Annotated in this window: 29 protein-coding genes; 21 read left to right on the forward strand and 8 right to left on the reverse strand. The window is 48.2% G+C overall.

The annotated features are described in order from the left end of the window. Positions 1-42: 42 nt before the first annotated feature. The 5 genes from remB to dnaA all read right to left on the reverse strand — a co-directional run bounded on the left by remB (position 43) and on the right by dnaA (position 4409). Complete coding sequence (gene remB, locus ATH33_RS07590) at positions 43-294, reverse strand: extracellular matrix regulator RemB (RefSeq protein WP_062843211.1); 252 nt, start codon at positions 292-294, stop codon at positions 43-45. Continuing rightward, the gene (recF, locus tag ATH33_RS07595) at positions 291-1409 is read right to left on the reverse strand and encodes a DNA replication/repair protein RecF (protein ID WP_037998245.1); all 1119 of its coding nucleotides are present in this window, start codon (positions 1407-1409) and stop codon (positions 291-293) included. The genes remB and recF overlap by 4 nt, the downstream gene beginning before the upstream one ends. A 15-nt stretch (positions 1410-1424) precedes the next feature. Continuing rightward, positions 1425-1640, reverse strand: a complete 216-nt coding sequence (gene yaaA, locus ATH33_RS07600) for a S4 domain-containing protein YaaA (protein ID WP_049720748.1) — start codon at positions 1638-1640, stop codon at positions 1425-1427. Positions 1641-1681: 41 nt separating this feature from the next. Further along, positions 1682-2815, reverse strand: a complete 1134-nt coding sequence (gene dnaN / locus ATH33_RS07605) for a DNA polymerase III subunit beta (protein WP_049720747.1) — start codon at positions 2813-2815, stop codon at positions 1682-1684. Positions 2816-3053: 238 nt separating this feature from the next. Further along, positions 3054-4409: a chromosomal replication initiator protein DnaA gene (dnaA, locus tag ATH33_RS07610; protein ID WP_037998240.1), complete on the reverse strand. Its 1356-nt coding sequence runs from the start codon at positions 4407-4409 to the stop codon at positions 3054-3056. Between the two features lie 544 nt (positions 4410-4953). Here dnaA and rpmH point away from each other — a divergent pair. From rpmH to rsmG, 8 genes are all read left to right on the forward strand, one after another. Then, positions 4954-5088 carry a 50S ribosomal protein L34 gene (gene rpmH, locus ATH33_RS07615; protein WP_082240799.1) on the forward strand — a complete coding sequence of 45 codons (135 nt, stop codon included), beginning with the start codon at positions 4954-4956 and terminating at the stop codon, positions 5086-5088. 127 nt (positions 5089-5215) lie between these two features. Then, entirely contained in the window at positions 5216-5569 is a 354-nt protein-coding gene (rnpA, locus tag ATH33_RS07620; protein ID WP_037998238.1) for a ribonuclease P protein component, read from the forward strand. Positions 5570-5584: 15 nt separating this feature from the next. Then, positions 5585-5830, forward strand: coding sequence for a membrane protein insertion efficiency factor YidD (yidD, locus tag ATH33_RS07625; protein WP_037998237.1), 246 nt, complete (start codon positions 5585-5587; stop codon positions 5828-5830). Between the two features lie 24 nt (positions 5831-5854). Further along, positions 5855-6610 (forward strand): YidC/Oxa1 family membrane protein insertase, encoded by a 756-nt coding sequence (locus ATH33_RS07630; RefSeq protein WP_231564651.1) that lies wholly within the window; start codon positions 5855-5857, stop codon positions 6608-6610. Continuing rightward, entirely contained in the window at positions 6607-7239 is a 633-nt protein-coding gene (jag, locus tag ATH33_RS07635; RefSeq protein WP_037998235.1) for an RNA-binding cell elongation regulator Jag/EloR, read from the forward strand. Before ATH33_RS07630 ends, jag begins: the two co-directional genes overlap by 4 nt. 118 nt (positions 7240-7357) lie before the next feature. Further along, positions 7358-8734 (forward strand): tRNA uridine-5-carboxymethylaminomethyl(34) synthesis GTPase MnmE, encoded by a 1377-nt coding sequence (gene mnmE, locus ATH33_RS07640; RefSeq protein WP_049720745.1) that lies wholly within the window; start codon positions 7358-7360, stop codon positions 8732-8734. A gap of 15 nt (positions 8735-8749) precedes the next feature. Then, positions 8750-10654 (forward strand): tRNA uridine-5-carboxymethylaminomethyl(34) synthesis enzyme MnmG, encoded by a 1905-nt coding sequence (gene mnmG / locus ATH33_RS07645; RefSeq protein ID WP_049720744.1) that lies wholly within the window; start codon positions 8750-8752, stop codon positions 10652-10654. Positions 10655-10691: 37 nt separating this feature from the next. Beyond that, positions 10692-11411, forward strand: coding sequence for a 16S rRNA (guanine(527)-N(7))-methyltransferase RsmG (rsmG, locus tag ATH33_RS07650; protein ID WP_037998227.1), 720 nt, complete (start codon positions 10692-10694; stop codon positions 11409-11411). A 69-nt stretch (positions 11412-11480) separates the two neighbouring features. On the opposite strand, the gene ATH33_RS07655 is transcribed toward rsmG, so the two are convergent. Together ATH33_RS07655 and ATH33_RS07660 are read right to left on the reverse strand one after the other, a co-directional pair. After that, positions 11481-12839, reverse strand: a complete 1359-nt coding sequence (locus ATH33_RS07655) for a hypothetical protein (RefSeq protein ID WP_049720743.1) — start codon at positions 12837-12839, stop codon at positions 11481-11483. Between the two features lie 173 nt (positions 12840-13012). Continuing rightward, on the reverse strand, positions 13013-14203 hold the full coding sequence (locus ATH33_RS07660) for a ParM/StbA family protein (RefSeq protein WP_037998222.1): 1191 nt from the start codon (positions 14201-14203) through the stop codon (positions 13013-13015). Positions 14204-14617: 414 nt separating this feature from the next. Here ATH33_RS07660 and noc point away from each other — a divergent pair, with 414 nt between their 5' ends. The 4 genes from noc to ATH33_RS07680 all read left to right on the forward strand — a co-directional run bounded on the left by noc (position 14618) and on the right by ATH33_RS07680 (position 18417). After that, the gene (noc, locus tag ATH33_RS07665; RefSeq protein ID WP_121874266.1) at positions 14618-15454 is read left to right on the forward strand and encodes a nucleoid occlusion protein; all 837 of its coding nucleotides are present in this window, start codon (positions 14618-14620) and stop codon (positions 15452-15454) included. 175 nt (positions 15455-15629) lie between these two features. Then, positions 15630-16400: a ParA family protein gene (locus ATH33_RS07670; RefSeq protein WP_049720741.1), complete on the forward strand. Its 771-nt coding sequence runs from the start codon at positions 15630-15632 to the stop codon at positions 16398-16400. Continuing rightward, a complete protein-coding gene (locus ATH33_RS07675) occupies positions 16387-17256 on the forward strand; it encodes a ParB/RepB/Spo0J family partition protein (RefSeq protein WP_037998216.1) in 870 nt (289 codons plus the stop codon). The genes ATH33_RS07670 and ATH33_RS07675 overlap by 14 nt, the downstream gene beginning before the upstream one ends. A gap of 21 nt (positions 17257-17277) precedes the next feature. Beyond that, positions 17278-18417 carry an aminotransferase class V-fold PLP-dependent enzyme gene (locus ATH33_RS07680; protein ID WP_062843214.1) on the forward strand — a complete coding sequence of 380 codons (1140 nt, stop codon included), beginning with the start codon at positions 17278-17280 and terminating at the stop codon, positions 18415-18417. Between the two features lie 94 nt (positions 18418-18511). Here ATH33_RS07680 and yyaC read toward each other — a convergent pair whose 3' ends face one another. Further along, positions 18512-19117: a spore protease YyaC gene (gene yyaC, locus ATH33_RS07685; RefSeq protein ID WP_082240796.1), complete on the reverse strand. Its 606-nt coding sequence runs from the start codon at positions 19115-19117 to the stop codon at positions 18512-18514. A 329-nt stretch (positions 19118-19446) separates the two neighbouring features. Between yyaC and ATH33_RS07690 the strand changes: the two genes are divergently transcribed. The 9 genes from ATH33_RS07690 to rplI all read left to right on the forward strand — a co-directional run bounded on the left by ATH33_RS07690 (position 19447) and on the right by rplI (position 26038). Continuing rightward, positions 19447-19650, forward strand: a complete 204-nt coding sequence (locus tag ATH33_RS07690; protein ID WP_037998213.1) for a DUF951 domain-containing protein — start codon at positions 19447-19449, stop codon at positions 19648-19650. A gap of 151 nt (positions 19651-19801) precedes the next feature. Beyond that, positions 19802-20902 (forward strand): redox-regulated ATPase YchF, encoded by a 1101-nt coding sequence (gene ychF, locus ATH33_RS07695; RefSeq protein WP_037998211.1) that lies wholly within the window; start codon positions 19802-19804, stop codon positions 20900-20902. Positions 20903-21072: 170 nt separating this feature from the next. Next, on the forward strand, positions 21073-21369 hold the full coding sequence (rpsF, locus tag ATH33_RS07700) for a 30S ribosomal protein S6 (protein ID WP_037998208.1): 297 nt from the start codon (positions 21073-21075) through the stop codon (positions 21367-21369). Positions 21370-21423: 54 nt separating this feature from the next. Next, positions 21424-21888 carry a single-stranded DNA-binding protein gene (gene ssb, locus ATH33_RS07705; RefSeq protein WP_037998204.1) on the forward strand — a complete coding sequence of 155 codons (465 nt, stop codon included), beginning with the start codon at positions 21424-21426 and terminating at the stop codon, positions 21886-21888. A 35-nt stretch (positions 21889-21923) separates the two neighbouring features. Beyond that, entirely contained in the window at positions 21924-22151 is a 228-nt protein-coding gene (rpsR, locus tag ATH33_RS07710) for a 30S ribosomal protein S18 (protein WP_037998203.1), read from the forward strand. Between the two features lie 110 nt (positions 22152-22261). Then, on the forward strand, positions 22262-22573 hold the full coding sequence (locus ATH33_RS07715; protein ID WP_037998200.1) for a MazG-like family protein: 312 nt from the start codon (positions 22262-22264) through the stop codon (positions 22571-22573). 16 nt (positions 22574-22589) lie between these two features. After that, a complete protein-coding gene (locus ATH33_RS07720) occupies positions 22590-23492 on the forward strand; it encodes a DUF2232 domain-containing protein (protein WP_181733413.1) in 903 nt (300 codons plus the stop codon). 126 nt (positions 23493-23618) lie between these two features. Beyond that, positions 23619-25595 carry a DHH family phosphoesterase gene (locus ATH33_RS07725; protein WP_037998197.1) on the forward strand — a complete coding sequence of 659 codons (1977 nt, stop codon included), beginning with the start codon at positions 23619-23621 and terminating at the stop codon, positions 25593-25595. Continuing rightward, entirely contained in the window at positions 25592-26038 is a 447-nt protein-coding gene (rplI, locus tag ATH33_RS07730; RefSeq protein ID WP_037998194.1) for a 50S ribosomal protein L9, read from the forward strand. The genes ATH33_RS07725 and rplI overlap by 4 nt, the downstream gene beginning before the upstream one ends. Positions 26039-26042: the final 4 nt, after the last annotated feature.

Genomic DNA, 26042 nt, shown 5'->3' on the forward strand with positions numbered 1-26042 from the left:
TCGGTCACCTGCTTCCTTCTTCCATAACTGATAAACTCGGTTCTATATCTTTTGAGTCAGATCGGCCCGTTTTTTCAATGTGGTTGAAGAAATGGGCGATGCATAGATGTGATGTGTGGTGATCACATACGATTTGATTTCGTCAGGAGACAAATGTTCAATTTTCTTTTTCTGATGGCAAGCGTTCAAAAACGGTGGCGTTGCACTCTTCGCAACATTGGCGTCCAATATGGCGATCACTTCGCGAATGCAAATCATCCGGCTTCCACCCAAGTGGATAAACACTTCTTTCACCCCGATTCCGTAATCTGTCCTTGCTTCACCTGATAGATTTTGGCTCCGGATAAGATATCCGGATGGATCCCGTCCAAACCGGTGGTGGTCACAAAAGTTTGGACACGTCCGGAAATGGCCTTCAATAAATGCGTTTTGCGCATGTCATCCAATTCGGACAACACATCATCCAATAATAATATGGGATAATAACCGATTTCCTGATGAATCAATTCGATTTCCGCCAGCTTGAGCGACAAGGCGGCGGTTCGTTGCTGTCCCTGGGAACCGTAATGATGAAGATCCATCTCTCCCAGAAACAACCGGATGTCATCCCGTTGCGGCCCGATGGCGGTACTTCCCCGCATCACTTCTTTTTGGCGGTTTTTTTTCAGTTCCGACCGCAAAATCTCCGCCCATTCATCCGGCCCGGATGGTTCGGGCAAAGGAAAAGAAGGGCGGTACTTGATTACCAGCTCCTCCGGCTGTTGCGTAATGGCCTGATGAATTTCACGCGCCCATCGGGTGAGGGATTTTAAAAACTGTTTTCTTTTTTTCCATAAATGGACGGACAAAGCGGCAAATTGTTCATCCAATACCTCCAATAAAGGGGAATCCTCCTGCTTTTGCCGGGAAAGTTGTTTCAACAGGCTGTTTCTCTGCACGAGCAATTTGTTTAATTGCGACAAATCATGCACATATTGAGGACTTACCTGGCCAATCTCCATATCTAAAAAACGGCGTCGAACCTGCGGGCTTCCTTTGACCAGCGCCAGATCCTCCGGCGCAAAGAGGACGGCAGGAAGCGAGCCGATATACTGACTCAACTTCCTTTGTTCAACCCCGTTCCGACTCACTTTTTTTCCTTTGTCCGATAAACTGATTTCCAGACGCTGGATCTCATTTCCTTTTTTTACTCTGCACTTGATGAACGATGCCTTTTGGCCGAAACGGATCAGTTCTTTATGAGTCCGTGTGCGGTGTGATTTGCCAAGCGCAAGGACATAAAGGGATTCGAGGATGTTGGTTTTCCCTTGGGCATTGGGGCCGACAAAGAAATGAAGCTCCTCCGGACAATGCAGATGAAGTTTCTCAATGTTTCGGTACTGTTTCAATTCCAGGGTTTGGACACGCAAAACGAAGATCCTCCCTTACCGGTCCGACACGACCACGGACCCGAACCCGGAGATATCCACTTGATCCCGGGGATAAATTTTTCTCCCCCGTCTCGTTTCCACTTCGCCGTTGACTTTTACCGTTTCCTCTTGCAAAAAGTACTTGGCTTGCCCGCCGCTGTCGATCACATCCAGGCGTTTTAAGAGTTGCCCCAATGTGATGTACGGTGTGTCAATCTTGATGGATTCCAATCCCAATCCTCCTTTTCGGGCGTCATCCGTGCCGGTCCGTCCTAACGGGTGCGGACCGGCACGATCAGATGGAGCGAGTCATCCCGGTCTGTCGGTTGGATCATAAACGGTGTCATCGCGCCTGTGAATTGAATCCGGATTTCATCGCTTTCAATGGAGCGGAGAGCTTCCATCATGTAACGCGCATTAAAAGAGATGCTCATTTCCGGCCCGTTCACCTTGGCATTCACTTCTTCAGAGACGCTTCCAATATCCTGGGCGGTGGAGTGAACTTCCACTTTTCCGTCTTTTATAGTCCATTTTATCACATTATCCCGGCCATCCCGACTGATTAGGGATGCACGATCAACGGATTGTAACAATTCCTTGGTGGAGGAAACGAGTTCCGTCTCACCACGTTCGGGAATCACCCGGTTGGTGTCGGGATAGGTCCCGTCCAACAAACGGGAATAAAACGAGAATTCATCGGTTTTTACCAGAATTTGATTTTCCGCGATCAGGATATCCACATATCCGGAATAATCCCCCAGGGTCTTGGCCAATTCCGACAAGCTTTTGCCCGGGACAATCACATTTTTCAGTGTCACTTCCGGGGAAGCTTCCACTTGGGCCTGTTGTTTGGACAAACGGTGGCTGTCCGTGGCGATGCAAGTCAACACCCCATTTTCAAGTTGGAACAGCACTCCGGTCAATACGCCCCGCGCTTCTTTGGCGGCCACGGCAAATCCAGTTTGCCGGATCAGGGATTTGAGTGCATCGGCGGAAATACTGAACATCTGCTCTGTGGATAAGTGCGGCAAGCGCGGATATTCCACCGGATCCAGTCCGTTCAGTTGAAATTCCGCCATATCCGATCGGATGGTGGTTTGGAATTGATCATTGGTGATCCATTCCACTTCATCTCCGGGCAATTTGCGGACAAGCTCGCCAAAGATGCGTCCGGGGAGTACGATACTACCTATTTTTTCCACGAACACCTGATCCAAGTCCTCTTTTTTGACGGGAACATGCACCTGAATGGTGATGTCCGAATTGCTTCCGGTCAGAGTGAGCCCATCTTCATCCACAGCAATTTTAATCCCGGTGAGAATGGGAATGGTTGTTTTGGAAGAAACCGCTTTGGATACTTGAGAAACAGCATCAACCAATGCTGATTTGATGACACGGAATTTCATATCGATCCTCCTTGATGGTGATAGAACCAAAAATTGTTTTGGGAAAAACATGACAGGCATGCATAAAGCAGGACGCTTGTACATATATTTATTTTTTAAAATTGCAGTAGCACTAGTAGTAGGGATTGTGGATAATGTGGAAAACCGGGTTTGGACCAGGTGTAAAGCGGATTGCCGGCTGTGGAGAAAGTGTGCATAAGCTTGTACACCTTATCCACAGTTTCCACAGGCGTTGCTTTTAAGCTTTGCGTTGAAGTTGTTGTTTCAACTGCTTGATCACTTCTTTGACTTGGGGGTCTTCTTCGATCATGCGGCTGATTTTCTCATGTGCATGAATCACGGTTGTATGATCGCGCCCTCCAAAATCTTCCCCGATTTTCGGCAAAGAGAACTCTGTCATTTCCCGGCACAGATACATAGCGATCTGTCTTGGAAATGCCACCGACTTTGTTCGCTTTTTACTTTTCAAATCCTCTATGCGGAGACGGTAATAATCACAGACCGTCTGTTGAATAATATGAATGCTGAGCATTCTTGGCTTTGAATCGGGCATGATATCCTTCAGTGCCTCCAGTGCCAGATCGGGAGTGATGGGTTGATTCAAGAGAGCTGAATAAGCCACAACCCGGATTAACGCACCTTCCAGTTCACGAATGTTTGTATCCACGCGATCCGCGATAAATGCAAGGACTTCACTTGGAACATCTAAATTATCAGCTATTGCTTTCTTTCGCAAGATCGCGATCCGCGTTTCCAAATCCGGCGGTTGCACATCGGTGATCAGACCCCATTCAAAGCGTGAGCGCAAACGGTCTTCCAGCGTGGGGATTTCCTTGGGCGGCCGGTCGCTGGAGATAATGATTTGTTTATTGGCGTCATGCAAAGCGTTAAAGGTGTGGAAAAACTCTTCCTGGGTCTGTTCTTTTCCCGCCAAAAACTGAATGTCGTCGATCAACAAGATATCCACGGAACGGTATTTGTTCCGGAATTGGATCGTTTTGTTATCCCGGATCGAATTGATAAATTCATTGGTGAATTTTTCGGATGAGATGTACACCACCCGGCTGGACGGATCATGTTTCAGTACATAATGACCGATGGCATGCATCAAGTGTGTTTTTCCAAGGCCGACGCCACCGTAGATGAACAAAGGGTTGTATGCTTTGGCAGGCGCTTCGGCCACAGCCAGGGAAGCCGCATGGGCAAACCGGTTCCCGGAACCGATGACAAATGTGTCAAAAGTGTACCTCGGATTCAGTTGGGAGCCGGGGTCTTTTTCGTCTTCCACGTTTTCCGCCGCCGGTTGTTGCGGTTCTTTTAAGGATTCATGATGGTTTTTTTCCTGGGTCTGGCTGACAAATTTCACGCCAATTTTTGAACCGCCGGTCACTTCTTTCAAGGTGTCCCGCACCAAATCGGCATAGCGCGATTCCAGCCAGTCCCGGGCAAAATCATTGGGGGCACAAACGATCAGGATGTCATTTTCCATGTTGATGGCTTCAGTCGCCTTGAGCCAGGTTTCAAAACTGGGCTTGCTGATTTTGTTTTGGATGGAATCCAACGTTTGGGACCATAATTCTTGGATGTGAATCACCCAAAGAACCTCCTTCCTGACAAAAAAATGAACAATACTTATCCACAGTCAAAAGCGACGATGCATCAGAGTCTATTGCATTTATTCACATTATCCACAGGCTGTGGATACTTTTTTCCACAACTTGTGGTTAAATGATCTCCCGGATTATCCACAACTGTGGATATTCACTGCTCCGCAACATATTTATCCACAGGAAAACAAGAATAGAATATCAAAATATACCAATATTTACAATGAAAAATAGTGAGTTATCCACAATTCACAAAGCGGAAAAAACCTTGTTATCCACACCAGGGGATTTGTGGATAAATCGTGGATAATTTTGGGATTACGGGTGGATAATGAAAAATTTATCCACATGTGGATAATCAGGAGTGGATCCGGCCGGATTCTTGACAGTGATTGCCGATGCTGTCTATAATGATAGAGATTGTCCATCGGTTATTCACGGACTTGATTGAAAGAAGGGAGGTATCCTGGAACGCGGTCCTCAGCCGGCAAATTTGCCGTGGCTGAGTGATGGGGAACCAGGGGAATGAAAATGAAACGCACATTTCAACCAAGTAACCGCAGACGTAAAAACAAGCACGGTTTTCGTGCACGCATGAGCACGAAAAACGGACGTCGTGTTCTTGCAAGACGCAGAAGAAAAGGAAGAAAAGTATTATCTGCTTAATAAATGCCGGCCACGTGTTTTGTGGCCTTTTTTCCTATTTAATTCACGTTGAAAGTGTTTAATCTGCTTCTTTTTGTTTTATAATGTGAAGAAAAAACGGGGATTTTAGCGAGGAAGGAGATTTTCATTGCAGCGGGAATACCGTCTGAAGAAGAGAAAAGATTTTCGGAGGGTTTTTCAGGCCGGTCAATCTTTTGCCAATCGGCAATTTGTCGTGATCCAGTATGGCCGTTCTCCTTCCGGGCCACCGCGTATCGGCATCTCCGTGAGCAAAAAGGTCGGGAATGCCGTGATACGCAACCGGTGCAAACGTTTGATCAAAGAGGTGGCGAGGCATTGGGTTTCCCATTTGAAACCCGGAACCGATTACGTTATCATCGCCCGAAACCCCGTTGCCCAAATGGATTACAAACAGGTGAAATCCAGCCTTTTTCACGTGTTTCGCAAGGGAAAATGTTTTGTGTCAAAGCCTTCGGAATAGGGGAGGAGGAGTGGAATGAAGTGGATTGCCATCGGTCTGATTCAATTTTATCGCTATGTCATCTCACCGCTTAAGCCCCCTGTCTGCCGCTTCGTTCCCACCTGCTCGGAATACGCTTTGATTGCCTTTCGGAGACACGGATTTGTTGTCGGGGGATGGTATACGTTGATCCGTCTGTTGAAATGCCATCCTTTTCATCCGGGCGGATTTGATGATGTGCCGGAAAAAAAGAAACCGCAAACAAATGGATTCAGAGACTGAAGAGAAGATGAGGAGGAGTTATCCTTGCAAAAACGGAGGCGCGGGATTGCTGTACTCTTGCTGATGATTATGGCTGTCACCATCCTTTCGGGGTGTGCCCCCGATCAAAACCGGTACAAGATCGATTACAACAATCCCAGCTTTTTTCAACAGATCTTGGTTATCCCGATGGTCAAATTGCTGGACATCTTTAAAGATGCTTTGGGAAATTACGGATTGTCGATTCTGGTGCTGACCTTTCTCGTCCGTCTGATCGTCTTTCCGCTTACCTGGAAACAGCAACAAAGCACCCAGCGGATGCAGGAAATTCAGCCGGAAATGATGAAGATCCGCAAAAAGTACGAGAAAAATCCGCAAAAAATGCAAGAAGAAACCATGAAGCTGTTTCAAAAGCACAACATCAACCCGATGGCCGGATGCTTGCCTTTATTGATTCAGATTCCCGTTTTGTTCGCTTTTTACCAAGCGATCATGGGAAATGAGCATATCAAGGAATCCAGTTTCCTTTACCTGCAATTGGGAAGTCCGGATCCTTATTTCATCCTGCCTTTGATCGCGGCGTTTACCACGTACTTGCAGTTTATTGTTACCGGAGCGCAAAGCAATCCGCAAATGAAAGTAATGGTCTGGATCATGCCGGTTATGATCTTTTTCCTGGCCTATCAGTTCCCGTCCGCACTTTCTTTATACTGGGTATACGGGAACATCTTCACCATAGCCCAATCTCTCATTTTGCAGAAGCTGAATAAAAAAAATGAAGTAAAGGGTGCAACTCGTTGAGCAAACGGATAGAGCGGGCCCGGTCCGTTGAATTGGCGATTGAAAAAGCATGTGATGCGTTACAGGTGTCACCCGGTGAAATTGGGTATGAAGTGATCCAACCGCCCAAAAAAGGATTCCTCGGTATTTTCGGGAGACGGGATGCCATCGTGGAAGTTTCCGTCATCCGGAAGGAAAGCCCCGGGGAATATGCCTGTCAATTTTTGAAGGGGATCGTGGAGCGGATTGGTTGGCCGTGCCAAGTCGAAATGAAGGAAGAGCCGGCGGAGATTTCCTTTGTGTTGAAAGGAGAGGACTTGTCTCTTCTGATCGGAAAACACGGCCGGACGTTAAATGCAATTCAAACGTTGGTGCAAACCGTTGTCTGGCGGAAATACAATAACGGCATTCGCGTGACGGTGGATGCGGGAGATTACCGCCGTCGCCGGAAGGAGTCGTTAAAGCACCTGGCGGCGAAGATGATGGAAAAAGTCCGTGAAACGAAAAAAGAGGTGACCTTGCATCCGATGTCCGCAAGCGAACGGAAAATGATTCATCGCTTGGTACAGCGGGAAAAAGATTTAACCACATACAGTGTCGGAAAAGAACCCCGGCGCTCTGTGGTGATTGATTTAAGAAAAAACCAATAGCAGACGGCGCCCGTAAACTCCCCGTTCAGGGGGGTTTTTTGTTTCGGCGATTTTTTTGATTGAATGAATCGGATTATGCTAAGATTAAGTATTAGGAATCATGTTGGAGTGTGAAAAAATGGAGACCGATACCATTGCAGCGATTTCCACCCCCGTGGGGGAAGGGGGCATTTCGGTGATCCGTGTCAGCGGACCCGATGCCATTTCGATTGCAGATCAGATATATCAAGGAAAAAAATCTCTGGACAAGGTGCCTTCGCATACCGTCCATTACGGATATATCGTGGATCCGGAAGCGGGAGAGCGGGTCGATGAAGTGCTGGTGACCGTGATGCGCGCACCACGAACATTCACCCGGGAAGATGTGGTTGAAATCAGTTGTCATGGCGGGATGATTCCCGTTCAAAAAACGTTGGAAATCCTGTTGGATCATGGAGCAAGATTGGCGGAGCCTGGCGAGTTTACCAAACGGGCTTTTTTAAATGGCCGGATTGATTTGTCCCAGGCCGAAGCTGTCATGGATTTGATCCGCGCCAAAACGGACCGTGCCGCAAAAGTGGCTCTGTCCCAACATGACGGGAAACTTTCCCGTTTGATTCAACGGCTGAGAAGCGAAATTTTGGAAACCCTTGCCCATCTTGCGGTCAATGTGGATTATCCGGAGTATGACGCCGAAGAGATGACGGCCGGATTTTTGCGTGAGCGCTGTGTTTACATTTCCGGTGAAATTGAACGGTTGCTTCAAACCGCCCGCCAAGGGAAAATTTACCGGGAGGGAATCAAAACGGCAATCGTGGGGCGTCCCAATGTCGGCAAGTCATCGCTGATGAATGCTTTGACCCATGAAAACAAGGCCATTGTGACCGACATCCCGGGAACCACACGGGATGTGATTGAGGAATTTGTCAATGTGCGGGGAATTCCCCTCAAACTGTTGGACACAGCCGGAATCCGCGAGACCGAGGATGTGGTGGAACGGATCGGGGTGGAACGTTCCCGCCAAGCATTGAAACAGGCGGATTTGGTGTTGCTTTTGTTAAATTACGCCGAACCCCTCACCCCGTTGGACCGGGAGCTGCTTTCGCTGATTAAGGAGCACAGTTCGATCATCATTGTGAACAAAACAGATTTGCCCCGGCAAATCGAATTGGATGAAGTGAAGCGCTTGGCCGGCGACGTTCCGATTATTTCCGCTTCCGTCAAAGAGGACCGGGGAATAGAGGATTTGGAAGAAGCCATTACCCGGCTGTTTCAGTTGGGAAAAGTGGAACTTGCCGATGCCACGTATGTCAGCAATTCCCGGCATATCCACTTGCTTCGCAGAGCTTTGACAAGTGTGAAAGATGTGATCGAAGGGATTGATTCGGGGGTTCCGCTGGATATGGTGGAGATTGATTTGAAAAATGCCTGGGAATCGTTGGGCGAAGTCATTGGGGACTCCGTCTCCGAAGATTTGATCGACCAGATTTTTTCGCAATTTTGCTTGGGCAAATAAAGAGAGGTGAGCAGGATGAGGGATGCATCCCAATCCCAAAAATTTGACGTGATTGTAATCGGTGCCGGTCATGCCGGATGCGAAGCGGCCTTGGCCGCGGCCCGGATGGGTTGTTCCACACTGCTGTTGACCCTGAGTTTGGATACCATCGCTTACATGCCATGCAACCCTTCGATCGGGGGCCCGGCCAAAGGCCATGTGGTGCGTGAGATTGATGCGCTGGGTGGAGAAATGGGGAGAAATATTGACAAAACCCATATCCAGATGCGGATGTTAAATACGGGGAAAGGGCCGGCTGTTTATGCGTTAAGGGCACAAGCCGACAAAGTGCTGTATCAGCAAGAAATGAAGAAAACCCTGGAATCAACGCCCAATCTCCGTTTGCAGCAAGGAATGGTGGAAAAGCTGATTGTGGAAGACGGCGTGTGCAAAGGCGTCATCACCCGGACCGGAACCCGCTATCTGTCCGAAACGGTGATTTTGACGACCGGAACCTATTTGCGCGGCAAAATCATCATCGGGGATATCAGTTATGAAAGCGGCCCGAATAACCAACAGCCTTCCATCCAACTGGCTTATCATTTGAAAGAACTCGGTTTTGAAATGGTCCGGTTTAAAACCGGCACCCCGCCCCGGGTGAATAAACGATCCATTGACACCGGCAAGATGACCATTCAGCCGGGAGATGAGGAACCACGGGCTTTCTCCTATGAAACGACGGAATACATCACTGATCAACTGCCTTGCTGGCTGACATACACCAATGAAGAGACGCACCGTTACATCCGGGAAAATTTGCACCGCGCCCCCATGTATTCCGGGATGATTGAAGGGCGGGGGCCCCGTTATTGTCCGTCGATTGAAGACAAGATCGTCCGGTTCGCCGACAAAGGGCGGCACCAGATTTTTATCGAACCGGAGGGACGGGACACGGAAGAAATGTATGTCCAAGGGCTTTCCACCAGCTTGCCGGAAGATGTCCAGTTAAAAGTGCTTCACACCATCAAAGGACTGGAAAAGGCAGAAATGCTCCGTACCGGCTATGCCATCGAATATGATGCCATCGTTCCGACGCAACTTTGGCCTTCGTTGGAGACAAAATTGGTGAAAAACTTGTTTACCGCGGGTCAATTGAACGGAACTTCCGGTTATGAAGAAGCGGCCGCACAAGGCATCATGGCCGGAATCAATGCCGCACGAAAAGTGCAAGGCAAGGAACCCGTGATTTTGGACCGTTCGCTAGCTTACATCGGTGTTTTGATTGATGACCTGGTCACCAAAGGGACCAATGAACCGTACCGGCTGTTGACATCACGGGCGGAATACCGCTTGTTGCTCCGGCATGACAATGCGGATTTGCGTTTGACGGAATTGGGCTATGAAATCGGGTTGATTCCGGAAGAGCGTTATCAGCGGTTTGTCAAAAAGAAAGAATTGATCCAAAAGGAAATTCAACGCCTGAGGGAAACCAAAGTCCGGCCGAAACCGGAAGTCCAAGCGATCCTGAAGGAAATGGGAACCTCGGAGATCAACAATGCGGTGGAACTGGCAAACTTAATCAAACGCCCCGAATTGGGATATAAAGAAATTGCCAGCATGTCCCCGCCGCCTGAGCCGCTCCCGGCGGATGTCATGGAGCAAGTGGAAATTCAATTGAAATATGAAGGTTATATCAAAAAAGCGCTCCAGCAAGTTGAAAAAATGCGCCGTATGGAAGAAAAACGGATTCCCGATTGGGTGGATTATGACAAAATCTCGGGAATTTCTTCGGAAGCACGGGAAAAATTAAAAGAAGTACAGCCGGTTTCTTTGGGCCAGGCTTCGCGAATTTCCGGGGTGAATCCTGCGGACATATCCATTTTGATGGTGCATATCGAGCAAGGCGGAAAAGCTTATGCCATATCGGAAAATCAAGCCTGACAAGTTTGTCAGGCTTTTTTAAAGGAGGTTTCAGGGGATGCATTGGGGGAGTTGGTTGCAACAAGAAACAGCGGAATGGGACATTTATCTGTCCCATGAACAGCTCCGGCAGTTCCACCGGTATTATGAGCTCTTGGTTGAAAAAAACAAAGTGATGAATTTAACGGCAATCACGGAAGAAAAGGAAGTCTACATCAAGCATTTTTATGATTCATTAACCTTGGCCCGCGTCATTCCGTTGAATCGTGTCCGGTCCGTGATCGATGTGGGGACTGGTGCCGGTTTCCCGGGATTGGCATTAAAGATTGCTTTTCCCCATTTGCAGGTGGTTTTGTTGGATTCGCTGAAAAAACGGGTCAACTTCTTAAACGAAATTGTGGGGGAATTGGGATTGACCCGGGTGGAATGCATTCATGGACGGGCTGAAGAGTTTGGAAAGAAAAAAGGATTCCGGCAAAGTTTTGATTTGGCCACGGCGCGTGCGGTCGCCCGGTTAAATGTATTGGCCGAATATTGCCTGCCGTTTGTCAAAGTGGGGGGGCATTTCATCGCCATGAAAGGGCCGGATGTGAGAGAGGAAATGGAAGAAGCGGGCAAGGCTTTGCACACCCTCGGGAAAACGACGCTGGATGTGAAGCAGTTTCGTTTGCCGGAAGAGATGGGGACGCGCAGTCTGCTGTGGATGAAAAAGCGGGATCATACGCCCAAAGCTTATCCGCGGAAAGCAGGGACACCGGCCAAACAACCATTGGTTTAAAAAGTCTGTTTCATATATAAAAAGAAAGCCGAATGCTCTTGGAGTCAGGGAGTGATTCGGCTTCTTTAATTAACCCATATTATTGATTAAATTGTGCAATCCACGCAAAGCGATTTTTCTCTTCTCAATTTTATCGATTTCTTGGCGCTTCCGGCTGTTTTGGGAATAAGGGGTCATGATTTCTTCCCACGAACTGTAGCCACCATAAGCATCTTCAAACTCAATGTCATCCCGTTTCAAACTGGATGCAGATTCTTCACTTTCATTCGTTTGAAAAGCGGAAACCGGTTGTTGCGCCTCGATCTTGTCTTCAATCCCGAAGGATTGGACACCGGATGAACCGTTGGGAAAGATGGGGTGCTTTTCATGGGTGGCGTGTTCTTCTGAAAACAGCATTGACTGGTTTCCTTGTTGTTGATGGTTTTCCGTCAATGATTGGTTTGTTTTTTCCGCAAGTGCTCCCCGCTTTTTTTGCAATCGGCTTCGCTTTCCCTGGCGGACCCGGCGGCGCGGCGAAAAAGGCTCAAACGGGACGAGTTCGTTTGACGGGTTGTCTTTGCTTTGTTCATTTGGTTTGAAATAATCCGATGGAAGGTTATTGTCGGACTCCGCATCGAATCCGTTCGAATAAAAATCAGGGAACGAGTCGGAAGAAAACGGGTCATCCGAAGTTCCGTACGTTTCCGGCGAAAAAGAGGAACGGTCTGATTGCATCGGCGATTCCTCGGCATCCTGGTTGAATGAATGGATCCACTGATTGTTTGTCCGTTTTTTGCGAAGTTTTGGTTCCCTTTCCAGAAGCATCTCTTCTTGTTTTTCCTGATCTTCGTCGATAAAAGGCGGATTCCAGGGATCTTCCCCGTGGTTGCTTGATTCTTCCTCTTCCCCCAACTGAACCCGTTCCAAGTGGTATACCGGATATTCATCCCCTGTTTCCGATGGTTCCTGGAAATTCAACTTTTGTTTACGGCGCAAAGTTTTTTTGCGTAAAGGGCCGCGATTGGTGAAAAAAGAATAGTGGGGAGGCGCATATTCCACTTTTTGAGCTTCGATGATCTCCATGTCTTTGGCGCTGGAGCTTTGGTCGGCCTGAGACGATTCATCATAAAAAGAGTCGGTTTGATAAGAAAAATCTTCAACCGGTTTGCTTTGGAATGTATATGTGTTGGTTTCAAGATGATTAGTATGTAAGGTTTGCTTTTGTACAAAGATTTCCCCGTTTCCATGCGTATCTGTTCGTGAGGAGGGGTCGCTTGATCCGGTGGATTGCCCGACTGCTTGTTGACTGATTAACGTTGCAATCATCTCGGGTTTCAATTCGATATACAGTGCGTTTTTCCCCTTTTCTTTGAGTGCATCGGCAGCCGCTTTTCCCGAATTGCCCGTACCGATAAGAATGCAATCGAATTGGGATTCAAATTGTGACATCTACTCCACCCTCCTTATAGTCGCCTGATCCCTTCCAACCTTCTTTCTCAATTATTATCTCTTTTTTCAGCGACAATCTCTATAATTTTTTTTGTTTATTTGACAAATTTCCTCAATGGAAAGCCCATGAAAAGTTTTCCCCCAAGGATTTCCTTGGGGGGTGAATCGCTTTTTTATTTTTTCCCGGATTTCCGATCTTTCTTTTGCTGGGTGTCCCCGAATTTATCAGGAACGTTAAACTCTTGGTGAATGGAGGCTGCCGCTTCCATCATTTCTTTGGATGATGCGGTGCGCGCTTTGGATTGGGCAAATTTGCACAATCCGAAGCCGTTGGCAAATTGGGCTTCGATTCCATAGTCTTCGGAGAAGATCAGTTTATCGCCGAAGCGTTCCCGGTAAAATGGTTTGAACGGAATCGAAGCTCCGCCGGTGAGGATGATATAAGTGATGTCGTCACCATAATCCAGGCGGTGCCAGACTTCATCCACCAAAGCTTCGCCCACTTCCTTGATCGATTCCTGAACGATGGCACTGACATCATATGATTTTCCTTTGAAACTGATTTCGCCGGAACGGACGATCCTAGGCAGGCTCCATAACGGATACTCTTTTCCGTTTCCGTCTTTATCCGCGTTCCGGGTGAATTCAAGCAAGCGCTTCGTCAGGTTTTGGTAAACGCCCAACATAGCATGGCGGGAGGTGAAGCTTTGGCGTTTGATGATCGTTTCCCCGTGCAGGGTTTCGATGTCCGAAGTACCAAAGCCCAAATCGTTGATGCTCACTTTTTGGATAAACAAGTCTTCATTGAGCAGTTTTCCTTCGCGGTCCAAGGCGATGTGGAACAAGGTTGCCATGGGTTGACTGATAACGAAAAGGTTTTCCTGTTTAATTTCAAACTCGATTTTGCGCCAAGGTAAGTTCCCTTGTTTCACTTCAAAACTGTGTTTCCCGATGAGACGGCGTTTCAATTCATCTTTGTAATCGATGTAGTTGTCCGTCGGCAGGGCCACCGCAACGACCGGTTCCGTCGATCCTTGCAGCATGAGGCCGGTGCTGACACGGAACATGATCAAGTATTCTTGTTCCCGGAACCAGGTCGGGCTGAAGAGACGACGTTTGTGTGAATCGAAAAGTTCGTCATCCCCGGCTTGCTCAATGGCCAGCTTTCCGCAGAACCATTCGCGGTCCCCTTCATGTTCCCGATACATGATGTTATGGGGATCGTTGTTATAGGTGATTTCTCCCACACGGTTTGGCACAACCATGTTCCGGATGAACATTTTATAAAACTTTCCATTCGCCCGGGTCACAACTTTGGTACCATAGTATCCTTGGTCATTTCCTATGTATACAGGTACGCTCATTTTTGAAATATCCTCCTCAAGTGATGAAATCCCCTTCTTCCCACGATTCTATCAATTGTGAAGGTAAAGGGTCAACAGAATAAAGTGAATCTTCATCAGCTTATAACGGGTTTTTTAGATTTGTAAATTCTTTTATATCGAAAGGCAGGGGGAGAAGGTTTGCGTCAATGTATCAGACCTTTCATTCCGTGATAAAGTTTCCGGATTCTCCCCTGTTTTTTAACCAAATGGTGAAAGGAACGGGTTGGCCATGATAAACTTCCCTCTCATATCATACAACGAAACCGGTCATGTTCCACGTGGAACATGTGAATCTTTTTCTATAATGTTTCGGCAAAGAAGGGGGTTGAACGATCAAAGCGAAAAGGTATATTAGGTGATTCCGTGACCTGAGTTGACCGTAAGGTGGTGTCTGTGTCCATGAGACAGTCTTTCACGAGATTATTCGGTCTGAAAGAGAAAGAACAAGAACAAGAGGTTCATCCGGATCAAGTCATGCAGATTCCCGTAAATGAAATTGAACCCAGTCCCTATCAACCCCGCACGATTTTTGATGAGGAACGAATTGATGAATTGTGCCAAACCATCCGTATGCACGGGGTTATTCAGCCTGTCGTGGTGCGCCGCACCGAACGCTGTTATGAGTTGGTTGCAGGCGAACGCAGATTGCGTGCGGTAAAAAAATTGGGGCTGGACCGGATTCCTGCAGTGATTCGGGAGATGGATGATCATCAAGCGGCGGCGGCTTCCCTCATTGAAAATTTGCAGCGTGAGGAATTGACAGCCATTGAAGAAGCACATGCATATCAACGGTTGATGGAGGTTCACCAGTTGACACAGGAAGGCCTCGCGCAAAAGTTGGGAAAAGGGCAGTCGACCATCGCCAACAAATTGAGGCTTTTGCAGTTGCCGGCCGAAGTGCAGGAAGCATTGCAGAAACGGATGATCACTGAACGTCATGCACGGGCGCTCCTTCCGTTAAAAGAGGGGTTTTTACAACAACAAGTCCTGGAAGAGATTTTGGCCAAAGGGTGGAATGTAAAGCAAACGGAAGAACGGGTCAAAAAGCTTCTGGTCAAAGAAACCAATAAACAGCAAGCCAAACGAAAGTCGGTCACGCGTGATTTTCGCATTGCCATGAACACCATCCGCCAATCGGTGGATCTGGTGAAGAAAACAGGCATGGATGTCATGGTGGATGAGCGGGAACATGAAAATTTTGTTGAAGTGATCATCCGCCTTCCCAAGTGACGGAAAACGGGTTTCTGAATTTGATTTTATCTTTTTTTCTTTCTTTTTTATCATTAAAATAAGAGGAGAAATGGATGGGTCTGTGAGGCAATGATTCGCCTCATTTTCTTTTCGTACATAGGCTGGTTCGGCGGTGTGGTTCGGAAAACAAAAAGTCCGAAAATGAGGTGGGATAATGGGCAAAGTAATTGCAATCGCAAACCAAAAGGGGGGCGTTGGGAAAACGACAACCTCAGTCAATCTGGCGGCAAGCCTTGCGGCGATGGGGAAAAAGGTTTTACTGGTGGATATTGATCCGCAGGGGAACTCGACCAGTGGACTCGGGATCAACAAAGCGGACGTGAAGCAGTGTGTATATGACATTTTGGTGGATGAAGTTCCGGCAGAAAAGGTGGTTTTGCCCACTGAGGTTGAGAATTTATCGATTATTCCCGCAACCATTCAGTTGGCAGGGGTTGAAATTGAACTGTCTCAGGCCATCTCACGGGAATTGCGGTTAAAAAGAGCATTGAAAAATGCAGCCCAACATTATCATTACATTTTTATTGATTGTCCTCCGTCGTTGGGGATCATTACGCTGAATGCGTTAACAGCTGCCAAATCTGTCCTGATTCCCATCCAATGCGAGTTTTATGCTTTGGAAGGATTGGGACAACTATTAAATACAATTCGCATCGTACAAAAACATTTGAACAAGGGACTGGAAATTGAAGGTGTGTTGTTGACCATGTTTGACGGGCGCACCAATCTGTCAGTCCAAGTGATGGAAGAAGTGAAAAAGTATTTTCAACAAAAAGTTTATGAAACGGTGATTCCGCGGAATGTCCGGCTGAGTGAGGCTCCCAGCCATGGCAAGCCGATCACGATTTATGATGCCCGCTCCCGGGGTGCGGAATGTTATAATCAACTGGCCAGAGAAGTGGTGATGAATAATGAGCAATTCTAAAGGTTTGGGACGGGGATTGGGTGCGCTGTTTCAACCGATTGATGTGGAGGACGGGGATGAAACCGTTCATGAAGCGGAGATTTCCGAGTTGCGCGCCAACCCTTATCAGCCTCGTAAAGAGTTTGATCCCGACTCCCTGCAGGAATTGGCAGAGTCCATTAAGCAACACGGGGTTGTCCAACCGTTAATCGTAAGAAAAAGCATTCGCGGATATGAAATTGTGGCGGGAGAGCGTCGTTTCCGGGCTGCCCAAGAAGTCGGGCTGGAACGGGTTCCGGTGGTGGTGCGCGATTTTACCGATGAACAGATGATGGAAATCGCTTTGGTTGAAAATGTTCAGAGGGAGGACTTGAATCCCATTGAGATGGCGCGTGCCTATCAAAAATTGATGGAGCATTTATCCATCACGCAGGAAGAGTTGGCGGCGCGGGTTGGAAAAAGCCGGCCTCATGTCGCGAATTTCCTTCGTTTGCTTCAACTGCCGCCGGAGATTCAGGAGGATGTTTCACGTGGAACATTGTCCATGGGGCATGCCCGGGCATTATTGGGGATCAAAGACCGTGATTTAATGAAGAAACTGGCGGAAAAAGCAAAAAAAGAAAAGCCCAGTGTCCGCCAACTGGAGGAATGGGTGCAGCAATTGAATCAATCCGTTCCGAAAAAGGAAAAGAAAAAGAAGAAAGCGGCAGATCCTTTTATCAAACAATATGAAAACATGTTACAGCAAGTGTTCAGCACGCCGGTGCGCATTAAACACGGAAAGAAAAAAGGAAAAATTGAAATCGAATATTATTCCGAACGGGAACTGGAACGTTTAATTGAAATGTTAAACCGGGATCAGGTGATGACGGATTAACAGTCAAAGGAGAAACGAACCATGATTTATTTTGACAATGCGGCTTCCAGCTGGCCGAAACCTCCGGAAGTGGCGGAAGCTGTGCAACAAGCGATCATGCATGCGGGAGCCAATCCCGGGCGCGGCGGGCATCAACTGGCCCGAAAAGCGGAAGACATCATTGAAGGGACGCGGGGACGATTGTCTGAATTGCTGGGGGTTCATGATCCACAGCATCTGTTGTTTTGTTTCAACACCACCCATGCCATCAATCTGGCGTTGAAAGGATTATTGAAAGAAGGGGACCATTTGGTGATCACGGGATGGGAACATAATGCCGTGGCACGCCCCGCCTTTTGGTTGCAGGATCATCACGGAATCGGTGTGAGTGTGGTGGATGTGGATGCCAATGGCGATTGGGTTTCGGCGATCAAACAAGAGATTCGTCCAAATACCCGCTTGTTGGTCACCATCCATGGATCCAATGTAACGGGAGAATGCCTGCCGGTGTTGGAAATCGGAGAGTTCGCCCGTGAACAGGGGATTTATTATCTGGTGGATGCAGCCCAAACCGCCGGTTTGTTTCCGTACCAACTCGATCAAATGCCCATTGACATGCTGGCATTTCCCGGACACAAAAGCTTATTGGGACCGCAAGGAACGGGAGGTTTATATGTGGCCCCGAATGTTCCGTTAACTCCCTGGATGCAAGGGGGAACCGGGACGAAATCGGAAGAGATGGAACAGCCGCAAATCCGTCCGACGGGTTTTGAAAGCGGCACTCCCAATACCCCCGGAGTTGCGGGATTGGGAAAAGGGGTTGATTTTTTATTAAAAACCGGTGTCGAGGCGGTCTGTGAGCATGAACAAGCTTTGACCCGGCAGCTTTGGGAAGGATTGAGGGGGATCGACGGGGTGGAACTGGTGACGGACGCCCCGCCCGCTTTGCCTGTGATTTCATTTAATGTTCAGGGTGTGGACAGTCATGAAGTGGCCATGATCTTGGATCAGCATTATCAAATGGCGGTGCGCGCGGGTTTTCATTGTGCGGCACTGAAACATCGCGGTCTGAAGACGAAAACAGGAACGGTACGGGTGAGCCCGGGGTATTTCAACACCGGGGATGAAGTGGATCAACTGCTTGCTGCGGTGCGGGACATCAGTAAGGCCTATTCCCTGTAAATCTCCAAAAGTTTTGCCGTCCTGCCGCAAGAGTGTTCCGGCTGTTTTGGGAAAGGACTTTCCCACGCGTCATGCGCCGAAAAAGGCGCCTTTTTTATGGTTGCAAATACACAGGTTTTTCTTCCGACAGATTGCACACGGCTCGTCTGATGGATGAGGAAATCAGCTCGGCCATTTTCATGACCAGATTCAGCCTCGTGTTCTGCAGGACAAAGTATTCCATAAATCCTGCCACGTTGACGATGCCGGTGATATGAATCTGGCCCACTTCCGGCAATTTTTTATGGACGCCGGCCCCGGGTTTCACAGGCCCCGGCCCCGCTTGAATCCAACCCACGTTTTTCATTTGTCCGAGACACGCATCGATGCCAATGATCAGTGCATGAGGGTGAGCGTCTTTAATCTTTGAAAGGGTTTGTTTCAAATTGAGTGCATGAACGGGCGCATCCAGTGTTCCGTACACCGAAAGTGAATCGGGAAGATCTTTCTCCAAAAGGGAGCCGACCAGCGGACCCAACGCATCCCCCGTGGAACGGTCCGTCCCGATGGAGACACAGACGACTTCTTCAAATGGAAAAAAAACAGACATTAATTTTTGCAATTGGCTTGAAAATTGATGTGGAGCATACGGATCACTGTATTCCACCCGAAAAAGGCCGGGGGGTTTCGCGCTGAACCGCGGAGGCATCGTTTCTCGCATTCGAGGGATCCCTTCCTTTACTCTGAAATCTCAAATTCAGTATACGGCTGGAGAGAAGAAAATATACATGCCGAAAAGTCCCACAGGCGTAAAATAAGGCGGATTCTTTTAAAATGAAATATAAATAGATTCAGAGGAAAAGAAGAATGGATCGCTGCAAGCTTCATCGCAAGCTTTTGTTTGCCGGTCCAGCGGCCGGTTCATTTGGGATCCGGTTCCGGGAAACCGGTCTTGTCAAAAGAGGCGGGGAGCCTCCGGAATGTCCGGTTGAATTTTAACGGGTCTCTTTCTATAATGAAGCAATAAAATAGTAAAGAGAGTGATTCCGATTGCAGAGGAAGGAATTTGGCTTAGGGGACATTGTGGAGATGAAAAAACCTCATCCATGCGGAACAAATGCCTGGAAAGTGATTCGCATGGGCGCAGATATCCGGATGAAATGCACCGGCTGTGACCATAGTGTCTTGTTGCCGCGCAGCCGGTTTGAAAGAAGAATGAAGCGGGTTTTGGTTTCGGCAAAAGACTCGGAATAAGAGAACCTCTCTCCCTGAATCGGCCCGGGAGGGAGGTTTTCTTTTTGCGGATGGAAGAGACCTCCCGTTTTACGCTATAATGGACGAGGATTGACGGGGCATAAAAATCCGGTGCGAAAAACCATTTTATAAATAGCAAGGAGGAGCCGATGTGGCGTTAGCAACAGGAATCGTCGGACTTCCCAATGTGGGGAAATCCACTCTATTTAATGCCATCACCCAAGCAGGGGCTGAATCAGCCAACTACCCGTTTTGCACCATTGACCCGAATGTGGGCGTGGTTGACGTTCCGGACGAACGACTGGAGAAAATCGCAGAAATTGTGGGTCCGCAAAAAGTCATACCCACCTCCTTTCAATTTGTCGACATTGCCGGGTTGGTCAAAGGAGCCAGCCGCGGGGAGGGATTGGGAAACAAGTTTTTGTCCCACATCCGCGAGGTGGATGCGATTATCCACGTGGTTCGCTGTTTTGAAAATGAAAACATCACGCATGTCGCGGGAAAAGTGGATCCGGCCGGTGACATTGAGACGATCAATCTGGAGCTGGTATTGGCGGATTTGGAAACCGTGGAAAAGCGGCTGGACCGCGTGGCACGCATCAAGAAAAGCGGAGATAAAGAAGCGGTTTTGGAATTTGACATCCTGACGCGTTTAAAAGAGGCGTTGGCAGAGGGAAAACCGGCCCGCACGGTGGAATTGGACGCGGATGAGAAAAAAATGATCAAAAGCTTAAACCTGCTGACCATGAAAAATATGCTGTATGCAGCCAACGTGAACGAGTCGGATATCGCCGATCCGGAGAATAACGAATATGTCCGGGTGGTCAAAGAGATTGCAGCTGCGGAAGGGGCTGAAGTGGTTCCGATCAGTGCGCAGGTGGAAGCAGAAATCGCCGAGTTGGATCAGGAAGAGCGGCAATTATTCCTGGAAGAGCTGGGACTCCGTTCTTCCGGAATGGACCGGTTGATTGCGGCGGCCTACCGCCTGTTGGGATTGATGACCTACTTTACGGCGGGGGAAAAAGAAGTGCGCGCCTGGACCATCCGCAAAGGAACGAAAGCGCCGCAAGCCGCCGGGGTGATCCACTCCGATTTTGAGCGCGGGTTTATCCGTGCGGAGGTTTTGTCCTATGAGGATTTGATCCGCTCCGGATCCCTGGCCAATGCCCGGGAGAAAGGATTGCTCCGGTTGGAAGGAAAAGATTATATCGTCCAGGACGGCGACATTATCACTTTCCGTTTTAATGTTTAAGGTTGAGAAAACCGGAAAGGGCAAAAATTTCAATGCCGGATGCGCATCCCCCGTATTGATTTATGACGGTGGCTTTGTTAGAATTAAATATCGTATTGTACATGGGCGATGATACGCTCCTTGCTCTGCCGGGAAGGCAGGGCCGAAAGTCCAGAAGGAGGTGGAAAGAGATGCAACACAGCTATGAAATGATGTATATTGTTCGTCCGGATGTGGATGAAGAAACATTGCAGGCAACCCGTGATAAAGTGGCGCAAACCATCAAAGCAAACAAAGGTGAAATCACCGATACCGATGACATGGGAAAACGCCGCTTTGCTTACGAGATCAATCACTATCGCGAAGGCTATTACACCGTTGTGAACTTCCAAGCGGATGCCGAAGTGATTGACGAGCTTGATTACACGATCCGGATCAATGACAACATTTTGCGTCATTTGATCATCAATGTGGACGAGAAAAAATAATTGGAACGTTGGAATAGATTCAAAGGTTGATCACGGGAAAGGGAGAGGTTTGTCATGATAAATCGGGTCATCCTGGTCGGGCGTTTGACGCGGGATCCGGAGCTTCGTTACACTCCGAGCGGTATCGCCGTGGTGCGATTCAATGTTGCGGTGAACCGGAATTACTTGAATCAGCGCGGCGAACGTGAAGCAGATTTTATCAATATTGTCGCTTGGCGGAATTTGGCGGAAAACTGTGCCAACTATTTGCGGAAAGGTTCGTTGGTAGGGATTGACGGACGTTTGCAAACCGGAAAATATGAGAACCAGGAAGGACGGACGGTCTATACAACCGATGTCGTCGCGGAAGATGTCCGGTTCTTGGAACCGCGCAACCGGAATGCGGAATCCGGCGGTGCTTTTGGAGCTTCTGACAACAGTCGGAACGGAAACAGTTACAGCCAGAACACGCCGTTGGATGACCCCTTTGCCGATGACGGACAACCGATTGATATCTCTGACGATGATCTTCCTTTCTGAGCACAAAAACGGTTTAAGGGAGGAGGGATGGTCTCATGGCACGCCGTCGTGGGAATAAGCGCCGTAAAGTTTGCTACTTTACAGCGAATAAAATCGAATACATCGATTACAAAGATGTTGATTTGCTGCGCAAGTTCATCAGCGAACGCGGCAAAATTTTACCCCGTCGTGTAACGGGAACCAGTTCTAAATATCAACGCCAGTTGACACGTGCGATCAAACGTGCACGTCAAATGGCTCTGTTGCCATATACCAATGATTGATCGAGAGCAGGGGTGGATGACGCCCCTGTTTTTCATATAAAAAGCAGGAAAACGCGAATCATCTGTGGAAACTTCTCCTAAATATGTTGGGTTTTGGAGGAGTGCAACCAATGAGTCGGCCTGAGCGGGGGTTACAATTCGCAAAGAGCATAAAGATTGTGGATTGGTTGAAGACAGAAATCCTGGATCAAATTGCCGCTTTGTTCCGGGCGATTTATTCAGCCAATCAGCATTTGATGATAGACAGTTTGTCCAGCTTGGTGATTTCGGTGTATGTATTGGCACGGAGAATGGGTTTTTCTTTCAGTGAATTGGATCAATCGGTTTCGCAAAAGTTGCGTGAACACGCCCGGGACGGGCACCAGCTGGAGAAATGGTATGGTGATTTGTCAAAACTGGACGAGTATCTAAACAAGAGGTGACGGATATTTGCCGCAAATGGACAAAGGTTGGATAAAAGACAGCTTCCTGTACACAGGGCTGTTTCTCTTCTTGCTGGCCTCCATTCACATTCCTTTTATCCAATGGCTTGCATTGTGGATCATTCCTTTTCCTTTTTTTATGTTGCGCGTGAAACAGCCGGTCAGTGCAATGGTTGTTCCGCTATTGGGCCTCTTCATCATGTTTCTCATCGGCATTCCGCTTTGGTACATCCTGCTCGGTGTTTCGGCCGGGTGCGTCGGCGTGGTGATGGGAAGCTTATACGCCCAAACCAGGATGACCGGAACCGATGTGGTATTGGGCGGATTGGTCAGCGGATTGATCGTCTCCGTCATGACCATGAGTGTGATGCAATGGGCCTTCGGGTTCTTTGACCGGTTAAATGCCCTGTGGTTGAATGAATGGCATCAGGCCCAAAAAATTTTGCAAGAATCGGGAGTGTCGGTGCCCGGGGAAATCATCCCGCCGTTGGAAGCTTTTGTGCTCATCTTTTTGTTGATGGCTTTATTGCCCATGGTATTGATAACGTTTGCGGTCGCCAAAAGACGGCTCGTATCCAAAGGATATGAAAGCAAATCGCTCCCTCCGTTTTATGAGTGGCGTTTGCCGAAGGTATTCTTTTATTTTTTTGTCATTGTGTTGCTGTTGCAGTGGCTTGCGGTCACGGAGGAGTACGGGGAAAATTTCCATTGGATCATCAGCGCCCTGCTGATTTTGCATGTCTTGTTTTTTATCCAAGGCTTGTCATTGATTGCGTTTTTGCTGAAACAAAAAAGAAAAAGCATGGTGTGGCTGGCACCGGCGGTTTTGTTGGCGTGGTTTCCCCCGGTTTCCTTTGTTATTTTGCTGATGGGGATGATTGATACAGGAACACCCTTGCGGAAAAGAATGCAGAAATGACAACAGGTACTTTATGGAACCGCGGATGTTTCACAAGGGGAGTTGCTCCTTGTGTCAACTAGGGTAAAATAAGAAGGAGAAACGGTTGCATATTGTGATGCATCGGATAGTTTGAGGGTGTATAGGATGCCGAAGTTTGTAATACAAAGATGGCATGGCTATCACATGGTTTTTGCCATGTGTTTCAGCCTGATTTTGATTGCGCTTTTATCGACGTACAAATGGATCTATGGAGTGATCGGTCTCGTTTTTTTTACGGTGTTGGCATGGGTCTTGTACCGGGCCGAGCGTGCCTTTCGCAAGGATTTTACCGAGTATGTGCTGACGCTTGGAAACCGGGTGAAGAACGCGGGACAGACGGCGGTGGATGAGTTGCCGCTGGGGATCCTGCTTTATGACCGGGACGGAAAAATCGAGTGGCATAACACCTTTGTCGAGCGCATGACAGGGCTTGACCGAATGGTGGGCAAGGAAATTGGTGAAGTGCTTCCCTCCTTGAAACAACATGCTTCGGAAAAAGAGGGGAGCTTTACCATGGAGCTGGGGGAGCATATCTATCAAGTCACTCCCCAGTCGGAAGAACGGTTGTACTTCTTCTGGGATGTCACCGAGTTGAGCCGTTTGAAAAAGCAGTTGCATGATGACAGGGCCGTTTTGGGATTTATTCACTTGGATAACTTTGATGAAGCCGGTCAAGGTTTGACGGATCAGGAAAGTACCTTGCTGTTGTCAAACGTGACGAGTGCGATCTCAAAATGGGCACTGGAATATGATATCGCCCTCAAACGAATTGAAACGGATAAAATGTTCTTTGTCACTCAACAGAAATCCTTGGAGAAGTTGATGAAATCCCGTTTTGGAATTTTGGATGTTGTCCGGGAAATGACCCGTCAAAATAAAATTCCGATTACGTTGAGCATTGGGGCAGCCAGTGTCGGCCAAACCATGGCGGAAAGAGTCCAGAATGCACAGGCGGCATTGGACATCACGCTGGCGCGGGGAGGCGATCAAGCAGCAGTCCACGCGGGAGAGCAGATTACCTTTTATGGAGGAAAGACCAATGCGGTTGAAAAACGGACCCGCGTCCGGGCAAGGGTGATTTCCCATGCCATGAGCAATTTGTTTCGCGACAGCAAACGGGTTCTGGTGATGGGACATAAGCGCCCGGATATGGATGTGCTCGGAGCGGCCGTCGGTGTGGTCAAATTTGCCACCCTCCATGATTGTGAAGCGGCGATCGTATTGGATGAGGATGAAGACAACCTTTCCATTCAACGCTTGCTGATGGCCTTGAAAAATCATGAGTACCTGAAAGATCATTTGATTTCTCCCGAAAAAGCGATGCATTGGCTGGATGATCCGGACACTTTGTTGATTCTGGTGGATACGCATAAACCTTCGCTCGTGATGGAACCCCGTTTGTTGGATAAGGCCAAACGGGTCGTGGTTATCGATCATCACCGGCGGGGGGAAGATTTTGTTTCGGATCCGGTGCTGGTGTATTTGGAACCCTATGCTTCTTCCACTTGTGAATTGGTGACGGAGCTGCTGCAATACCAAGATGGCCGCCTGCCCATGGATACGCTGGAAGCGACCGCTTTGTTGTCCGGTATTGTGGTGGATACGAAAAATTTTGCTTTTCGTGCCGGGTCCCGCACTTTTGAAGCGGCTTCGTTCTTGCGGCGCCACGGGGCGGACCTGATGATGGTGCAGTCTCTGCTCAAGGAAGATTTGGGGCATTATGTGAAAAGAGCGGAAATCATAAAAAACACCGAAATTTATTTTGAAAACATTGCCGTGGCTCTCGGAAAGGAAGATGAGGAATATCATCAATTGCTGATTGCCCAGGCGGCGGATACTTTGCTCAATATGCAGGGAATCCGCGCTTCATTTGTGATTGGCAAAAGAGAAGACGGATTGGTTTCCATCAGTGCACGGTCTCAAGGAGAAATCAATGTCCAGGTGGTCATGGAGAAAATGGGGGGCGGTGGCCATATGACCAATGCGGCTTGCCAACTGGAACAGGTCTCTTTGGCGGAAGCGAAAGAAAAGTTGCTGAATGTGTTGAATGAAATCTTGGAGAGTGGGGGAGTGAACAGATGAAAGTAATCTTGCTGAAAGATGTGAAAGGTACCGGAAAAAAAGGGGAAGTCAAAGAGGTTGCAGAAGGGTACGCCCGAAATTTCCTGATTCCGCGGAAAATGGCGGTGGCGGCCACACAGGGAAACATGAATGCATTGAAAGACCAAAAACAAAGAGAACAAAGGCGCAAAGAGGAAGAACGGAAAGAGGCAGAGGCTTTGGCAGAAAAGCTGAACAAGATGAAGGTTTCTATCTCCATGAAATTGGGGAAAGACGGAAGGACTTTCGGTTCCATCACTTCCAAACAAATCAGCGAGATATTGAAGAAACAGCATCAAATGAATGTGGATAAGAGAAAGATCCAATTGGATCAGCCCATCCGTTCGCTTGGAGTTACGAAAGTTCCCGTGAAACTTCATCCGGAAGTGACGGCGACACTCGCCGTGCATGTGGTTGAAGAATGAGCGG

Origin of the sequence: Thermoactinomyces vulgaris (genome assembly GCF_003688725.1) — a bacterium.
GTDB classification, from domain to species: Bacteria; Bacillota; Bacilli; order Thermoactinomycetales; family Thermoactinomycetaceae; genus Thermoactinomyces; species Thermoactinomyces vulgaris.

Excerpts from the sequence above, each read along its gene's own strand:
- dnaN (WP_049720747.1), bottom strand. The coding sequence starts at position 2,815 with ATGAAATTCCGTGTCATCAAATCAGCATTGGTTGATGCTGTTTCTCAA.
- rpmH (WP_082240799.1), top strand. The coding sequence starts at position 4,954 with ATGAAACGCACATTTCAACCAAGTAACCGCAGACGTAAAAACAAGCAC.
- yidD (WP_037998237.1), top strand. The coding sequence starts at position 5,585 with ATGAAGTGGATTGCCATCGGTCTGATTCAATTTTATCGCTATGTCATC.
- mnmE (WP_049720745.1), top strand. The coding sequence starts at position 7,358 with ATGGAGACCGATACCATTGCAGCGATTTCCACCCCCGTGGGGGAAGGG.
- mnmG (WP_049720744.1), top strand. The coding sequence starts at position 8,750 with ATGAGGGATGCATCCCAATCCCAAAAATTTGACGTGATTGTAATCGGT.
- rsmG (WP_037998227.1), top strand. The coding sequence starts at position 10,692 with ATGCATTGGGGGAGTTGGTTGCAACAAGAAACAGCGGAATGGGACATT.
- ATH33_RS07655 (WP_049720743.1), bottom strand. The coding sequence starts at position 12,839 with ATGTCACAATTTGAATCCCAATTCGATTGCATTCTTATCGGTACGGGC.
- ATH33_RS07660 (WP_037998222.1), bottom strand. The coding sequence starts at position 14,203 with ATGAGCGTACCTGTATACATAGGAAATGACCAAGGATACTATGGTACC.
- ATH33_RS07670 (WP_049720741.1), top strand. The coding sequence starts at position 15,630 with ATGGGCAAAGTAATTGCAATCGCAAACCAAAAGGGGGGCGTTGGGAAA.
- ATH33_RS07675 (WP_037998216.1), top strand. The coding sequence starts at position 16,387 with ATGAGCAATTCTAAAGGTTTGGGACGGGGATTGGGTGCGCTGTTTCAA.
- ATH33_RS07680 (WP_062843214.1), top strand. The coding sequence starts at position 17,278 with ATGATTTATTTTGACAATGCGGCTTCCAGCTGGCCGAAACCTCCGGAA.
- yyaC (WP_082240796.1), bottom strand. The coding sequence starts at position 19,117 with ATGCGAGAAACGATGCCTCCGCGGTTCAGCGCGAAACCCCCCGGCCTT.
- rpsF (WP_037998208.1), top strand. The coding sequence starts at position 21,073 with ATGCAACACAGCTATGAAATGATGTATATTGTTCGTCCGGATGTGGAT.
- ssb (WP_037998204.1), top strand. The coding sequence starts at position 21,424 with ATGATAAATCGGGTCATCCTGGTCGGGCGTTTGACGCGGGATCCGGAG.
- rpsR (WP_037998203.1), top strand. The coding sequence starts at position 21,924 with ATGGCACGCCGTCGTGGGAATAAGCGCCGTAAAGTTTGCTACTTTACA.
- ATH33_RS07715 (WP_037998200.1), top strand. The coding sequence starts at position 22,262 with ATGAGTCGGCCTGAGCGGGGGTTACAATTCGCAAAGAGCATAAAGATT.
- ATH33_RS07720 (WP_181733413.1), top strand. The coding sequence starts at position 22,590 with ATGGACAAAGGTTGGATAAAAGACAGCTTCCTGTACACAGGGCTGTTT.
- ATH33_RS07725 (WP_037998197.1), top strand. The coding sequence starts at position 23,619 with ATGCCGAAGTTTGTAATACAAAGATGGCATGGCTATCACATGGTTTTT.
- rplI (WP_037998194.1), top strand. The coding sequence starts at position 25,592 with ATGAAAGTAATCTTGCTGAAAGATGTGAAAGGTACCGGAAAAAAAGGG.